Annotated in this window: 11 protein-coding genes; 8 read left to right on the top strand and 3 right to left on the bottom strand. The window is 43.0% G+C overall.

Features of this window, described 5'->3' with window-relative positions:
• Positions 1 to 5: 5 nt before the first annotated feature.
• From OZ660_RS09925 to rmf, 7 genes are all read left to right on the top strand, one after another.
• Positions 6 to 4844, top strand: a complete 4839-nt coding sequence (locus OZ660_RS09925) for an NAD-glutamate dehydrogenase (RefSeq protein WP_202265769.1) — start codon at positions 6 to 8, stop codon at positions 4842 to 4844.
• A gap of 72 nt (positions 4845 to 4916) precedes the next feature.
• Positions 4917 to 5924: a quinone-dependent dihydroorotate dehydrogenase gene (pyrD, locus tag OZ660_RS09920; protein WP_274743383.1), complete on the top strand. Its 1008-nt coding sequence runs from the start codon at positions 4917 to 4919 to the stop codon at positions 5922 to 5924.
• Between the two features lie 66 nt (positions 5925 to 5990).
• Positions 5991 to 8087, top strand: coding sequence for a bifunctional 23S rRNA (guanine(2069)-N(7))-methyltransferase RlmK/23S rRNA (guanine(2445)-N(2))-methyltransferase RlmL (rlmKL, locus tag OZ660_RS09915; RefSeq protein WP_274743382.1), 2097 nt, complete (start codon positions 5991 to 5993; stop codon positions 8085 to 8087).
• Complete coding sequence (locus tag OZ660_RS09910) at positions 8084 to 8317, top strand: glutaredoxin family protein (protein ID WP_274743381.1); 234 nt, start codon at positions 8084 to 8086, stop codon at positions 8315 to 8317. The genes rlmKL and OZ660_RS09910 overlap by 4 nt, the downstream gene beginning before the upstream one ends.
• A complete protein-coding gene (uup, locus tag OZ660_RS09905; RefSeq protein WP_274743380.1) occupies positions 8314 to 10254 on the top strand; it encodes an ATP-binding cassette ATPase Uup in 1941 nt (646 codons plus the stop codon). The genes OZ660_RS09910 and uup overlap by 4 nt, the downstream gene beginning before the upstream one ends.
• A gap of 12 nt (positions 10255 to 10266) precedes the next feature.
• On the top strand, positions 10267 to 12030 hold the full coding sequence (locus OZ660_RS09900) for a DUF3466 family protein (RefSeq protein WP_202265758.1): 1764 nt from the start codon (positions 10267 to 10269) through the stop codon (positions 12028 to 12030).
• 286 nt (positions 12031 to 12316) lie between these two features.
• Entirely contained in the window at positions 12317 to 12493 is a 177-nt protein-coding gene (gene rmf / locus OZ660_RS09895) for a ribosome modulation factor (RefSeq protein ID WP_159624501.1), read from the top strand.
• Positions 12494 to 12579: 86 nt separating this feature from the next.
• On the opposite strand, the gene fabA is transcribed toward rmf, so the two are convergent.
• Positions 12580 to 13098 (bottom strand): bifunctional 3-hydroxydecanoyl-ACP dehydratase/trans-2-decenoyl-ACP isomerase, encoded by a 519-nt coding sequence (fabA, locus tag OZ660_RS09890; RefSeq protein WP_202265756.1) that lies wholly within the window; start codon positions 13096 to 13098, stop codon positions 12580 to 12582.
• 133 nt (positions 13099 to 13231) lie between these two features.
• Here fabA and OZ660_RS09885 point away from each other — a divergent pair, with 133 nt between their 5' ends.
• Complete coding sequence (locus OZ660_RS09885; protein WP_202265754.1) at positions 13232 to 13519, top strand: hypothetical protein; 288 nt, start codon at positions 13232 to 13234, stop codon at positions 13517 to 13519.
• A gap of 40 nt (positions 13520 to 13559) precedes the next feature.
• Here OZ660_RS09885 and OZ660_RS09880 read toward each other — a convergent pair whose 3' ends face one another.
• The gene (locus tag OZ660_RS09880; protein WP_274743379.1) at positions 13560 to 15113 is read right to left on the bottom strand and encodes a cryptochrome/deoxyribodipyrimidine photo-lyase family protein; all 1554 of its coding nucleotides are present in this window, start codon (positions 15111 to 15113) and stop codon (positions 13560 to 13562) included.
• Positions 15114 to 15134: 21 nt separating this feature from the next.
• Positions 15135 to 16466, bottom strand: coding sequence for a DASH family cryptochrome (locus tag OZ660_RS09875; protein WP_274743378.1), 1332 nt, complete (start codon positions 16464 to 16466; stop codon positions 15135 to 15137).
• Positions 16467 to 16472 lie beyond the last annotated feature (6 nt).

The following is a 16472-nucleotide window of genomic DNA, read 5'->3' as shown; positions in this document are numbered from 1 at the left end:
AACAAATGACAGTCACCTCACAGCGACACTCAGTACTGCTAGATAACGTATTTGCATTGATAGACAAGAAAGTAGATACCAAGCAGAAGTCTCTTGTGCAGCAATTCGGACGTCTGTTGTATAAAAATATATCTAGCGATGATTTAGAAAATCGCAACGACAGCGACCTTTATGGTGCAACACTTAGTTTATGGAACGGATTAGCAAAGTTCGATAACGCGTCACCCTACATTCGTGTATTTAATCCAGAGATTGCAAAACATGGTTGGCACTCAAGTCATACCATCGTTGAAATCATCGTCTCTGATATGCCGTTTTTGGTTGACTCAGTGCGTATGTTGCTGAACCGTCTTAATATTACATCGCATCTGTTCCTACATAGCCCCATTGGCATAAAGCGAAACGACGCTAACAAAGTAGAAGCGTTTGCAGAGCCAGGACAGGCGCTAGATGGCGCGAAAAAAGAGACTGTTATCTTTATTGAGATAGATAGACAGACATCGAAAAAGGATATTGAAGCGCTCACACAAGAGCTTCACTCTGTAGTTGATGAAGTTTCGCTTGCAGTTCAAGACTGGCAAGACATGACAAATACGTTGCAAGACGTGATTAAAGGCAGCGCTAAGTACAACTGGCCTGTGTCTGCTGATACGAAGAAACAAACAAAAGCGTATTTAGAATGGCTGGGCGACCACAACTTTACAATGATGGGTTACCGTTATTATGAGGTTAAAGCTATTGAAGGTGATCACCGCTGGATCCCTCAAAATGATACAAGCTTGGGGTTGTTGAAAAATTCAATTAACGATCGCGAGCGTTTATTGTCGAAGCTGCCAGCGTCTGCGCGTGCTGAAGCACTTAGTCAAAACCCATTAATTTTGACTAAAACAAATTCGCGAGCGCGTGTACATCGCCCAGCTTACATGGATTATGTTGGCGTTAAGGTATTTAACAAAGAAGGGCAAGTTGTAGGCGAGCATCGTTTCTTAGGCTTGTACTCAGCCTCTTTCTACAATAATAGTGTTACGCAGCTACCTATTTTACGTGAAAAAATTAACCGTATTTGTGAACTTTCAGGTTTTGAACCTGGTACACATGCGTTTAAAGCGTTCACAAATATCATTGAAACATACCCACGTGACGAGCTACTGCAAACGCCAGCAGAAGAGCTTGCTCAAATTGTTATGGGTATCTTCCAGATGCAAGAGCGCGGCATATCGCGTTTGTTTATACGCAAAGACATCTTTGGTCGTTTCTTCTCGTGTATGGTGTTTGTACCAAGAGAGCGTTACAACACACAACTTCGTAAAGAAACACAAGCATTATTGAAAGCTTCTTTAGGCGCTACTGAAGAAGTCGAGTTCACCACATTCTTCTCTGAGTCTGTGTATGCACGTACGCATTACATTGCCCGAGTCAACGACAACAACGCGGAATTTGACGTGAAGGAAATAGAACAAAATATTATTGAGTTGACCAAAACGTGGAACGACCGCCTGGCTTCAGCTATCAGTGCCGCTCATGGTGAAGCATCGGGTAAAGCGCTAGAACGCAAATACAATAACGCGTTTTCTCGCAGTTACATGGAACATAACCTACCATCAGCTGCGCTTGTTGATATCGGTAAGCTAGAAATGCTAGACGACAATCATACGCTTGATATGTTGTTTTACCGACCTCAAGAAGAAGATGCAGACAGCCAAGTAGTTAAGCTTAAGCTGTTTCATAGAGCAGAGCCTATTCACTTATCTGATGTTCTACCTATGCTGGAGAACTTTGGACTACGTGTTATTGATGAGAGCCCCTACAAAATTACCTGCTCAGAAGGTGAGCGTAATTGGGTGATGGACTTCACCATGTTGCATAAAAGTGGACAACACTTTGACATGGAAAATGCACAAATCTTGTTCCAAGATGCATTCGCTAAAGTATGGTACAAAACTCTCGAAGACGATGCATTTAACCGCCTAATCTTGGGTGCCAATATGACAGGCCGTAAGGTTACTGTGCTGCGCGCCTACGCGAAATACATGCGTCAAACAGGCAGTTCATTCAGCCGAGATTACATTGCCAATACGTTGGCCAATTATCCAGATATTGCACGTTTGTTAGTCGATTTCTTCGACCAGCGCTTTAACCCAAAGAAAAAGCGTAACGAGAAGAAAGAAGAAGCGCTGTTAGAGACAATAAAAGCGCAACTAGACAACGTTAGCAACCTTGATGATGACCGAATCATTCGCCGCTATCTCGATATGATGTGTGCGACATTGCGTACCAACTTCTACCAGACAGACGATGCAGGTAATGAAAAGTCTTACGTTTCATTCAAGATGATGCCTGAATTGATCCCTGAAATGCCGCTTCCGCTGCCTAAGTTCGAAATCTTCGTATATAGCCCGCGTGTTGAAGGCGTGCACTTACGTGGTGGTAAAGTGGCACGTGGTGGTCTTCGTTGGTCAGACAGGCAAGAAGATTTCCGCACAGAAGTATTGGGCCTTGTTAAAGCACAGCAGGTAAAAAATACCGTTATCGTGCCCGTTGGCGCAAAAGGTGGTTTCGTATGTAAAAACTTGCCAGTTGGGCAGGGCAGAGAAGCCATCCAAGCTGAAGGTCAAGCGTGTTACCGTACTTTCATAACAAGCTTACTTGATATTACTGATAACATTGTAAACGGTGAAATTGTTCCGCCAAAAGACGTTGTTCGTTTAGATGATGACGACCCTTACCTAGTTGTTGCAGCAGACAAAGGTACCGCCACATTCTCCGATATTGCCAATGGCATTGCTGAAGAGTTTGGTTTCTGGTTAGGCGATGCCTTTGCATCTGGCGGTAGTATCGGTTACGACCATAAGAAAATGGGTATTACTGCTCGTGGTGGTTGGGAATCTGTTAAGCGTCATTTCCGTGAAATCGGTATCGACTGTCAAACCACAGATTTCACCTGTGCGGGTGTTGGCGATATGGCAGGGGATGTTTTTGGTAACGGTATGTTGTTATCAAAACACACTCGCTTGATTGCTGCGTTTAACCATCTACACATTTTCTTCGACCCGAATCCAGATGCGGCGGCAAGCTATGAAGAGCGTAAGCGCCTATTCGAAAATCCAAGTCTGAGTTGGGAAGACTACGACAGTAAATTGATTTCAAAGGGCGGCGGTGTATTTAATCGTTCTGCTAAGTCTATAAAACTGACGCCAGAGATGAAGAAGTGGTTGGGTACACGTCAGTTAACGATGACACCTAACGAGTTGATCCACAACATTCTTAAAATGCCAGTTGACCTGCTATGGAATGGTGGAATCGGTACCTACATTAAGAGTAAAAAGGAATCGCACTCTGAAGTGGGCGACCGTGCAAATGATGACTTACGCGTTAACGGTCGTGACGTACAAGCGAAAATCGTTGGTGAAGGCGGTAACTTAGGTCTTACCCAACTAGGTCGTATTGAATATGCGTCTAATGGTGGTCGTGTTAATACCGACTTCATCGATAACGTGGGTGGCGTAGATTGCTCAGATAACGAAGTTAATATCAAAATCTTGCTTAACAGCCTAGTAAACGATGGTGAACTTACGCTTAAACAGCGCAACAAGTTGTTATACGACATGACTGATGATGTGTCGCGCATTGTACTTAAAGACTGTTATCGCCAGACCCAATCTATTTCAATAACCGAAATGGCAGGCGTTAAGCAACTTAAAGAGCAACTGCGATTTATTCACGGACTTGAGCGTGAAGGGCAGCTTAACCGCGAACTCGAGTTTATTCCAAGTGATGATGAAATTTCTGATCGCGTTGCTACCGATCAAGGCTTCACTCGACCTGAGTTAAGTGTGTTGATTGCCTATGGCAAAATGGTGCTAAAAGATGCGCTCAATATTCCTGAGATCACTGATAACCCGTATCACGGTAAATTGTTAGTTGAAGCGTTCCCAGAAGTGTTGCGTAAAAAGTTTGCTGATCACATGCAACAACACCCTCTGCGCAGTGAAATTATTGCCACTAAGTTAACCAACAACATGGTTAACGATATGGGGCTTAATTTTGTATTCAGAATGCAAGAGGAAACCGGTGCTAGTGTTAGTGAGATTGCCGATGCATACGCTATTGTGCATGGTATCTTTAATATGAAGACGCTATGGGAGCGTATCGAGCAACTTGATAACGTTATTCCTGCTCAGCTTCAGCTTAAGATGCTAGATGAAGCCAGACGTATTATGCGCCGTGCTTCGCGTTGGTACATTCGTCACGGTAACAAAGCTCAGTCTATTGATGAAGCGATTGCGAGTTACCGCGGTACTTTTGATACGCTGTCTACCAATCTTCAACATTATTTGGTTGAAAGTGAATATGCACAGCTTGAAAAAGCAACGCAGAAATATATTAATGAGGGCGTACCACAAGATATCGCATATCAAGTGGCTAGCTTCTCAAATATGTTCTCAAGTTTCGACCTGGCACAAATTGTTGAATCAGATAAGCACGATACCGATGTGGTTGCGAAATTGTATTATCAACTAGGTTCTAAACTTGAACTGCACTGGTTCTTAGATCAAATCAACAATCAAACAGTAACTAACCACTGGCAAGCTTTGGCACGCGCGTCCTATCGAGAAGAGCTTGATTGGCAGCAACGTTCTATAACTGCCAACTTGCTTGCATCTCGTGAAGATTCCAAAGATGCAAATCAAATACTGGATGAGTGGATTGATAGCAATCAAGTGTTGTTAAAGCGTTGGTATCACATGATGTCTGAATTTAAGACAAGCAGTACGCATGAATTTGCGAAATTTTCTGTCGCTTTACGTGAATTGATGCTTTTAAGCGTGAAGTCTAACCATTAGAATACACGCACCTTAATAATTTAAGCCCTGTTGAACAGGGCTTTTTTATATTTGTGAGCGTTTATTACTGTCATGCAATCCTTAGTGCAAAAATTCTTACTTCAGTGCGAGCCTGAAAAAAGTCACGATTTCACCATTAACTGGTTGAATAAGACCCAACATACACCGCTGAAATGGATGTACAGCACACCCACAATCAAAAAGCCCGTCACCATTGCGGGTATGACATTTGACAACCCTGTAGGTTTAGCTGCTGGTCTTGACAAAAATGGCGACTGTATTGATGCGTTTTCTAGCATGGGGTTTGGCTTTGTTGAAATAGGCACAGTGACGCCACGACCACAACCGGGCAACCCAAAACCACGCTTATTCCGCATTCCTGAGAAGCATGCCATTATTAATCGTATGGGCTTTAACAATAAAGGTGTAGACCATCTTGTTGAACAAGTTAAAAAGGCACAATTTAAAGGTCCTATTGGAATAAATATTGGTAAAAACAAAGATACTGAAGAAAGTAAAGCGCTTGACGATTACTTGATTTGTTTAAATAAGGTTTACCCTTATGCAAGTTACATCACCATCAATATTTCTTCGCCTAACACCCCTGGGCTTCGCAATCTACAATACGGTGAAGCGTTAGATAAATTGCTCGCAGGCCTTAAAGCAGCTCAAGAAACCCTAACGCAAACACACGGTAAATACGTACCTTTGTTTATTAAAATAGCACCAGATTTAAGTGACGTTGAAATCGAAAGTATCGCCCAATCGTTAATAAACACGAAAATGGACGGTGTAATTGCCACTAATACCACCTTATCTCGTGACGCTGTTCAAGGTTTACCGCATTGTGACGAAATGGGCGGCCTAAGTGGTTCTGTAATGACAGACATGAGCTTAGCGGTCACCCGCAAGCTAGCCAAAGCGCTAGACCGTTCTATGCCCATAATAGGCGTTGGCGGTATTGACTCTCCTGAGGCGGCTAAAGCGAGGTTAGATGCCGGCGCATCATTGGTTCAGGTATATTCTGCTTTTATCTACCAAGGCCCGTCACTCGTTAAACGCATTGTAAACGCGTTATAATACATCTGAAACAATCTACTTTGGGTGCGTGAGGTTTCTTGCGCCCCTATCAAAACAGGTACATGAATGAATACAATTCTGGTGACGACCAGTCGCGGTCTTGACGAACTTCTCAAGCAAGAAGTGTTATCACTTTGTCCCGACGCCCAAATAAAACAAGGGCCCGGTACTATTCAGTTTGAAGGAAGCAAGGAAGACGCCTACAAACTTTGCTTGTGGTCTCGTCTTGCCAACCGCGTAATTTGGGTGTTAGCGACAGGGAAGGCAGGTGATGCCGAGGCACTCTATAACACCGCTATGAGCATAGATTGGCAGATGCACATGGGTTCTCGTCATACGTTATCAGTACAGTTCATTGGTACCAACTTTGCCATTAAAAACACGCAATTTGGTGCTGTTCGCGTAAAGGACGCCATCGTTGATTCTTTTGTCGAGCAAGGATTAGCACGTCCTTCTGTTGAAAGAAAGTCACCTGATATTTCGGTGTACTCTAGGTTACATCGCGATAACGTGATTTTAGGTATTGATTTGGCTGGCGCGAGCTTGCACCAGCGCGCATACCGTCAACAAACGGGAGATGCACCACTTAAAGAACATATCGCAAGTGCGATGCTTATTCGAAGTGGATGGACAGAAAACCAAGACGCGCCATTGGTCGACCTAATGTGTGGTTCAGGCACAATTGCCATAGAAGCGGCGTATATTGCACGTAATATTGCCCCAGGTATTAAACGTAGCTATTGGGGTTTTACGAAGTGGTTAGGTCACGAGCAGCCGGTTTGGGAAAAATTATTGAATAGTGCCATCGAGGCACAAAAACCGTCATGTGCGGGCATTTATGCAGGTGACTTTAGCCGTAAAATGGTGGCCATTGCAAAAGCAAACGCTGACTTTGCAGGCGTGTTTAATGATATTCAGTTTAGTCAGCAGGATGCGACAAAATCATCTCCACCTGTTTCTACACCTGGCTATGTAGTATCCAACCCGCCTTACGGTGAACGCTTGGGTGAACTCACGTCATTAATACCGCTTTTCAATGATTGGGGTAAGCGTTTTAAAGAAGCGTGGAAGGGATGGCATGTTTCACTGTTAAGTAGCAATCGAGATCTGTTGCGTGTACTGAAGCTTCGCGCTACCAAAGATTACGCGATGAACAACGGAAAGTTAGAGTGCCGCCTCGCAAATTATGTACTTGATGAAGAAAATACGGTGCAATTTGGTGAAGATGCCAGTAACCACGAATTTGCAAATCGTCTTAAAAAGAACTTAAAGCGAATGAAAGGCTGGATTAAGACGGCCAATACTAATTGCTACCGCATCTATGATGCAGATTTGCCAGACTATAACGTCGCGGTTGACCGCTATGGTGATTGGCTTGTGGTGCAAGAGTATGCGCCACCGAAGACAGTATCTGAAGAAAAAGCCCGCAAGCGCCTGCAAGAGGTATTGTTACATCTACCTGCTGTAACAGGTGTTTCACCCAAACAAATAGCGCTTAAAGTGCGTAGTCAGCAGAAAGGTACAAAACAGTACGAAAAGATAAATCAGTCTGGTGAGATGATGGAAGTGTTTGAAAACGGCGCTCGTTTTCTCGTTAACCTAACTGACTACCTTGATACCGGGCTCTTTTTAGATCACCGTAATACTCGTCAAAAAGTCATGCAGATGGCTAAAGATAAAGACGTACTGAATTTGTTTTCTTACACTGGCAGCGTGTCTGTTTTTGCAGCCAAAGGCGGCGCAAAGTCAGTTACAACAGTAGATATGTCTAATACGTATCTCGACTGGGCTAAGAAAAACGTAGCACTTAACAAGTTGTCAGGTCCACATGCTTTCATTCAAGCAGACTGCACAACATGGTTAGCGTCGCATAAGGGCAAATACGACCTCATATTTATTGACCCTCCATCGTTTTCAAATTCTAAACGCATGCAAAATACATGGGATGTACAGCGTGACCACGTCAAAATGCTAAGTGATGCGAAACAGTGTTTAAAAGAGGGCGGCACTATTATTTTCTCAAACAATAAACGCGGTTTTAAACTGGATGAAACAGCTATTAGTGAGCTTGGCCTATCAATAGAGAATATTACCAAGCAAACAATACCAGAAGACTTTGCTCGAAAAGGTAATATTCATCAGTGCTGGATACTGACATCATGAAGATTTTTTTCTATACCGGGCCACAGTGCAGTTTGTGTGATTTAGCAGATATTGAATTAAAAAACACCTCTTCGTTTAAAGCCCTAGAAGTAGAGAAGGTCAATATTCGCGAGAGCACTGACCTTTACCATTTGTACGGTGCCCGCATACCTGTGCTTAAACGAGAAGATAATAACAAAGAAATCGGCTGGCCCTTTTCGAGAGAAGACTTAGAGGAGTTTCTTCAGTGAGTATTCTGCAGTTAAAAGATATCACTGTGATTTACGGTAACCCACCACTGCTTGATGGCGTTGAGTTGGTAGTGCAACCTAAAGAAAGGGTTTGCCTAGTTGGCCGAAATGGAAGTGGCAAGTCCACTTTGATGAAAGTCATTGCTGGCGATGTTATCGCTGACGATGGGCAGCGTATTATTGAAAACAATACAGTCATCGCACGATTGGAACAAGATCCACCCCAGACCACAGATGTAACCCTATTTGATTATGTGGCAGAGGGCTTGTCAGATGTGGGTGAAACACTTAAAGCCTATTTTCATCAAACAAAACTGGTTGGTGAAGACCCAAGCGAAGCCAATCTAAACAAACTTCAGCGTTTACAAGAAACCTTAGAGGCGCGGGATGCATGGCAATTTGAACAGCAAATTGAACAAACGCTAACCATGCTCAAACTCGACCCAGATATATCGCTATCTACCTTATCAGGTGGGTGGCGCCGTAAAGCTGCTCTTGCTCGCGCGCTAGTTCGCTCACCTGATTTGCTATTGTTGGATGAACCGACTAACCACCTTGATATTGAAATGATTCGTTGGCTCGAATCTAGTTTAAGCAACTATAAAGGTGCAATTGTATTCGTTAGCCACGACCGTGCGTTTATTCGCGCAATGGCCACGCGCATTGTCGATTTAGACCGCGGAACCGTAACAAGCTACCCAGGCAATTACGAAACTTACCTTGAGAAAAAGCAGCACGACTTAGAAGTTGAAGCGTCGCAAAACGCTGAGTTTGATAAAAAGTTAGCACAAGAAGAGGTGTGGATACGACAAGGGATCAAGGCAAGACGTACTCGCAATGAAGGTCGAGTTCGTGCACTTAAAAAGCTCCGTGAAGAGCGCAAAGCTCGTCGAGCGGTGCAGGGCAGTGCAGTTGTAAACCAACACCAAGGCGGTCGCTCAGGCAAAATGGTATTTGAGGTTAAGGACCTCAGTTATAGCATTGAAGGTAAGCCAATTGTAAAAGGCCTTAACCTCAATGTATTACGTGGCGATAAGCTAGCGCTTATTGGACCTAACGGCAGTGGCAAAAGTACACTTATCAAACTATTACTTGGAGAATTGACACCTGATTCGGGTAATTGCAAACAAGGGACAAACCTTGAAGTGGCGTATTTTGACCAACATCGCCATGGCCTTGACCTAGAAAAGTCAGTGATTGATGCCGTTGGTGACGGCAAGCGCGATCTAATGGTTAACGGTCACCCTCGTCATGTTATCAGTTACCTGCAAGATTATTTGTTTACGCCAGAACGTGTTAACGCGCCCGTTAAATCGTTATCAGGTGGTGAAAAGAACCGCTTGATGCTCGCAAAATTAATGCTTAAACCGAGTAACGTATTAGTACTCGATGAACCGACAAACGACCTTGATGTTGAAACACTCGAAATGTTGGAAACTTTACTCAATGAGTATACGGGAACGGTATTACTAGTGAGTCACGATAGGGAATTTGTTGATAATGTTGCCAATAGCAGCCTTGTATTTGAAGGCAATGGGAAACTCAGAGAGTTTATCGGGGGTTTCACTGACGTTGAAAACTGGTATAAAGAGCAGCAGGAGAAGCGTCAGCAGATTGAAAAAGAAGAAAAAGCCAAGGTAAAGAATGAAACTAATTCAACTTCAAGCAGTCCTAGTGCTAAGTCTTCTCCCCGCAAGACGAAAAAGCTATCATATAAGGATCAGCGAGAGCTTGAATCATTGCCTCAAGAATTAGAGTCTTTAGAGGCTGAGCTTGAAGCTATGCAAGAACAGGTAAACGACCCTGATTTCTTCAAACAAGATAGTGATACCACCGCTAAGGCCCTAGCCGCATTAGCAGAAAAAGAAGAATTACTTTCCCAGAAGTATGCGCGCTGGGATGAACTAGAAAGTATGCTGGAAGATAATCAGCAGTAAATAGGATTTTAAATGAAACGAACTCAGCTTGCCGCCGCCGTTCTGTTGGCAACAGGAAGTGTTTCGGCAATGGCCGCGACCTATTCAGTGACGCCTCTTCCTTTACAGGATACCGCAGTAAACAACTTTGCCCGCTCAATAGACAACTCAGGCAAAATGTTAACTGTCGTTCAGCGCGAATTTAATCCGCCTGTCGATGTAGACCAGTTAGAAAATGACACTACATTTTTTACCCAGTTTGGTGCAGCACTAGAAAATGAAGATGACGCATTACAAGGCGTATTCACTGATGCTGACTACACACTTATCGTTAACTATCTGCTTTCAAACGTAGGGGCCACGCAAGGGCAAAAACTCGCGGAATACAGAACCTACATCACCGATACTCAAGATTTTTCATTAGTGCCTGGGTTAGACCAAGTTACTGATAAATTCGACGATTATACCTTTTCAGTAGAAGCTACTGGTCGCGATAGTTTAAACGGTGATTTTATCGTGGGTGACTCTGCAGGTCTTGTTGTACTTGATCCGTATGAGAACGAAGATGGCGATACCATTAACTACACCTACGCAGAATCTACTCAGCAAGCATTTGTGCAGGTAGCTGGAAATACTACAAAACTACCTCCGGTGGATGACACGTTGGGCGGTTATGCCTCTGCGCAAAGTGTTAACGAGAACCTGCAAGTTGCCGGATATAGCTCAGTGAGTTTCTTAGATGTGGTTAATGATGCAATTGACAATTGTGCTGACCCCGAGGCGCGCACCGACATTTCAGAAGGCCGTTGTCGCTCGAACGTTTATTCAGGCTCATTTGTTGTACCGCGCATTGACACCTACTTTATCAATGCAAGTACCCGCACAAGAGCATTGGCAAGTTTTGTACTCGCTGCTGAAGTAAATGCGACTATCTGGCAGTTAGACGCTACTGGTGATGTCATCAGTACACAAACCTTCCCGCTATTGTTCGAACGCGAAGAAGATGACACCAATCACTACTATAGTTACGCATTTAGCATAAACAATCAGGGGATTGCGGTTGGTGAAGCATTAACTGGTGACAGAGTTTCTGTAACCCGCCCTAATAGCTCAGCGTTGTTAGAGAGTGAACGTGTTGCAACCGTGTATCGCGATGGCGAGACAATTGAACTCCTACCCAGAGACGAGAATATCTTAAGCCAAGCAATAGATATTAATGACAACAACTGGGTGGCTGGGGCAGTCTTGCGTTCGCGCAGCGATATAGCGCGTTCACGATTATTCGCTTATAACCTAGATACTCAAGAACAGTACTATCCTGATGGTTTCTTTACGAGTTCAGGTGTTACCCCAAATGCCATTAACAACAACAATATTATTGTTGGTAAAGCAGATTCAGTTATAAGCAATGATTCCATCCGTCAAACAGCGGCGTTTATGTATAACATTGAAACGCAAGAGTTTACTGATTTGAACGATCTCATTGCATGTGACAGTGATTATGAGTTAGTTGAAGCGGTTGATATCAACGACAACAACGAAATAATTGCAAATGCCCGTGTTAAGAACACCAACCGTTATGCAACGGGTGTAGATATTATTAATAGTGATGGCGAAACAGAACTAGTTGATAATATTATTGCTGTAAAACTTTCTCCGCTAAGTAATGGCGATATTGAAGAATGCGAGATACCTGACGATGAACAACCCTATGAACGCCAGGGTGCGTCAATGGGTTGGCTAAGTGTGTTAGCACTTCTTGGTGTAGCGCTAATGCGCAGACGCATTAAAAAGTAATCACATTGATTGTGAAAAAAACCGCATCTTGATGCGGTTTTTTTTATGCCTTTGAGATGTAAAAACTGAAATATTTATGCATAAAAAATGTAATAAATATTTCATTTAAACTTCATCAATTTAAAGATTGTCAAGACCTTTAATTTTTTATTTTTCTTGAACCAATTGGTCAATTGCACTATCAAAGTAGTGTACGCAAAATTTTTCCGGCACTATCGACCTAAGATGATGTAGAGCGCTCGTGAAATGTTTTGTTGTGCACCCAACAAACAAAAGAGGCTAATCAATGAAAAGACAAAAAAGAGATAAACTGACTCGCGCACATGCAAAAGGCTATCAAGCTGGTATCAGCGGTCGTTCGAAAGAAAATTGTCCATTTCAGCAAAACGATGCACGTTCACAGTGGTTAGGTGGATGGCGCGAAGCGGTAGAAGATAGACACTTAGGTTTAAGTGTTAAGTAACACTTTCTCTTTTATGAACTGATTAAGCAAAAGGAAGAGCCCCTGCAAAGGGGCTTTTTTCTGTCTTAAATCCCTAAAGATTAAAACTAGAAATTGGACGTATCTTGAAATAGGCCTACTTTAAGATCTTTGGCCACATAAATTTCGCGACCATCAACTTCTACTACGCCATCTGCCATACCCATAAACAACTTGCGCTTAATAACGCGCTTCATTGTAATCTTGTAGGTAACCTTTTTCGCAGTAGGCAAAATCTGCCCTGTGAATTTAACTTCGCCAACACCTAACGCACGGCCTTTGCCGGGGCCTCCGCTCCAACCTAAGAAAAAGCCAACGAGTTGCCACATAGCATCTAACCCTAGACAGCCAGGCATTACAGGGTCGCCAGGGAAGTGACACTCAAAAAACCATAGATCAGGGTTAATATCGAGTTCTGCAATTATTTCACCCTTGCCGTGCTCACCACCATCTTCAGTGATTGAAACAACACGATCCATCATTAACATGTTCGGCGCAGGTAATTGACTGTTACCTGGACCAAACATTTCACCACGACTACATGCAAGTAAATCTTCTTTGTTAAAGCTATTTTTCTTCTCTGACATTCCCAGCTCGTTATTGTTGAATAATTTCGTTGCTAATTTAGCGAACACTTGTACGCCAAACAACTCTGAACAGTCATTTTTCTGAAGAAAAACGCGTGTTAGACTAAACGTAACGCAAAATTATGTGATTACTATGACAGATAAAAAAGCAAAAAAACGCAGCGAGAAAAGCCCTTCAGAGAAAGCTAAGGCTAATGCGGATAAACAACGTCGGTTTAGAGAGCGACAAAAAGAGGCCGGTAAAAAGCTTGTTCGCGGGTATGTAACCCCTGAAGCGAAAGCTTGTTATGATGAAATTCGCGAAAAAACAGACTGGACTGACAGCGAAGCCATGTCTAATGCGATGCGCTTAATGTACGCGGCCTACAAGTGCGGACAAATAAAGCTATTAAATGAGTGGCTCAGAAAAAATAATCGCTAGTAGAACATCTACGCATACATCGTTACGGTTTCGCTTCTGCCTAATGTGATGCTTGTTTTTGTTTAAGCCATGTGCGGCTTGGACTATTTTGCATTGTATGTCGTTCTACAATGCGTTTGGCATGTTTAATAACATCATCGCGTTCGCGATAGTCCCATAAACGTTTTGCCGTAAGTTTACTGAGCGCAGCTATATCGATTATTGGTTCTACGTAGTCTCGTGTTAAGTCAAAATCGAGCATTTGAGCTTCTAGGGGAGGGAGCAGGTGTGGTGCATGCACTGCGTCATCAGGGAGTTTCCTTAACTCGGGAACCCATTTTTTTATAAACACGCCTGACGGATCTAGCTTTTTTGATTGTGTGAGTGGGTTATACAGCCTGACAGTGTGTATACCTGTTATGCTGGCTTGCATCTGTATTTGGGGGTAGTGTATTCCGGGTTCGAAGTCTAAAAACTGCGTTGCAAGATAGTGTGCAGCTTTAAGCCAATGCACGTTTAAGTGATGACATAAAAAACTCGTTACCATAGCGCGCATTCTAAAATTAAGGTAGCCCGTTTGCGCGAGTGCGCGCATGCATGCATCGACCAATGGATAACCCGTTTTCCCCGTTTTCCAGAGGTAAAATCGGCGTTCGCATTCAGGACCCTCAATATAAGGAAAGTGCGCGTAACCATCGTTCATTGCCCTAAATTCAATGCTATGTTCACTTTCAAATTTCTGAATGAAATGGCAGTGCCAATGAAGGCGTGAAGTGAGAGCGTTTAATGCTCTTAGCCATTGTGCTTTTTGCTCGCCTTGTAAACGCCGCTTGTCACGCTTGTGATTTATAACTGCGTGGTAGGCTTGTCTTATAGATAAATTACCCCACGCAAGATAAGGGCTTATACGTGTACATGCTTCACGAGACGCTTCTGGTTGTGAAATATGTTTGTGGTAATTTATGCCGCGCGCTTCGAAAAAGTGTTTTAAAGCTTGCCATGCTCTGCGTTCACCGCCTTGTTGCATCTTGGAATTATGTGCTACTGATGGATTAATTGTTTGGTAATCACAATATTGTGCGAAGAGTTTTTCGTTGCCTTGCCAGTGCACCCATTTTGCATCATCAATAGGAAAATCGAACGTATTTTTGGCGAATTGTACTTCCCAATTAGCTTGCCAACGCGTTCTATTTGGTAAACCTCTTATTACCGCACCGTACTGACATTCTATAAATGATATATTTCTATTTTTCAAATAGTTAGAAACACTTACATCGCGGTTATACGTAACCTTTAAACCTATTTCCTGGTGACTCCTAACCGTGTTAACGCGATATTGTTTAGCAATAAGGCTAATAGCGTCAGCAGTTTCCATATAAAGTTGCAACACACGCTTGTTATTTGGCAATTGTGCATCGATGTCAGCAAGGCTTTGACTTACAAATCGCCAATGACGCTCATCCATATGAGGGTCACATAATAGCGATGGCTCCCAACAATAAAGAAGTAAGATATTTTCGTTATTATTGTATGCACTAAATAGGGGCTCATGATCGCGCAAGCGTAAATCCCGCTTAAGCCAAACTACTGTGATAGTGTCATTTGATGACTTCATTACCAACATCAACCGCAATTTCTATGTAGGCTTGAGCCATTTGGCGCGAAAGCTACCGTCAGTGTCGTAGATTTCAGTCTGTTTTTGTAGATTGAATTGTCTATGGCCTCTTGGGTCGCTACCTACACCTGCAAGGTACAGCCAATTGCCCCAATTGCTGCCTACGTCATAGTCTACTAATTGTTGCTCAAACCACGCCGCACCATAACGCCAATCTAGTCCGAGTTCATGCACGAAACAACTGGCTACAAGTTGCCTTCCACGGTTAGACATGTATCCGGTGTGAAGCAATTGGCGCATACACGCATCAACAATAGGGTAGCCTGTTGTGCCATTACACCATTTTTCAAAGGTTTCTTGATCATGCCGGGTGTTCGGAGCTCTATTTTGAATTCCAGAAAATGCGAACCACTGACTGTGATATTTTCGTTGTAGCCAATAAAAAAACTCTCTCCACAACAATTCAAAGTATATCCAATAGGTTGAATCATTCTTTTCAACAGTCTGCTCAAAATGCGTAACTTGTCTTACAACCTCTCTTGCTGAAAGTGAGCCATTTGCAAGCCATGCTGATAGTTTCGTACTGTGTCGCCATGTATCCAAAGCGTTTCTAGTTTCTTTGTATGATGAAGCGGCCTGCCATTCAAATAAGTAGTTTTGTAAATGAGCGAGAGCAGCGGTTTCTCCACCAATAAATTTTCCTTCTTCGTAAGAAAAACTATTACTCGTTGTAATGTCGTCAAATACCTCTGGCAATCGGCTTGGTAAGTGCTTTGGTGTGTAGCTCAATGGGAAATCTTGAGGTATCTCACAAATAGTACGCGGCGTTGACGCTTTTTCAATTTTGCGCCTAAACGGACTGAACACGTCTGGCATGCTATTTATGCTAAAAGGCAGGTCATTTTCATTAAATAGACCAAAGGTTTCTTGCGCTACAAATTCAACGGCGGAAAGTTTTTTTCTTAACTCATCTTCCTCACAACGCTCGTACCAACCATTGTGTACACTCATGCCAACATGTGTAAAAGATTCACTGTCGACAAGAGATGCTACGCAGCTAACAGGGTCGCCAGAGTAAATGTGAAGTTTGTGACCCAGTTTGAGCAAATTATTGGATAAATCCCACAGCGACTGTTTTAAAAAACGTAAACGATGAACGCCAATCCGTGACAGACCCATTTTATCTGTATTAAGTAGTTTCTCATCAAATATATAGATAAATGTGGCCTCATCGACACTTTCACACATCACTTTCAATGCTTGGTTGTCGTGTAGCCTTAGGTCGTTCTTAAACCAATAAAGCCCTCGTTTTGTTTGTTTTTTATCACACTGATTAATTGGTTGATTTACCATATATTT

The sequence above is a fragment of the Alteromonas sp. 009811495 genome (genome assembly GCF_028865455.1).
Classification (GTDB): Bacteria; Pseudomonadota; Gammaproteobacteria; order Enterobacterales; family Alteromonadaceae; genus Alteromonas.
Note: the sequence above shows the minus strand (reverse complement) of the source record. Positions and strands in the feature narration are given on the sequence as shown.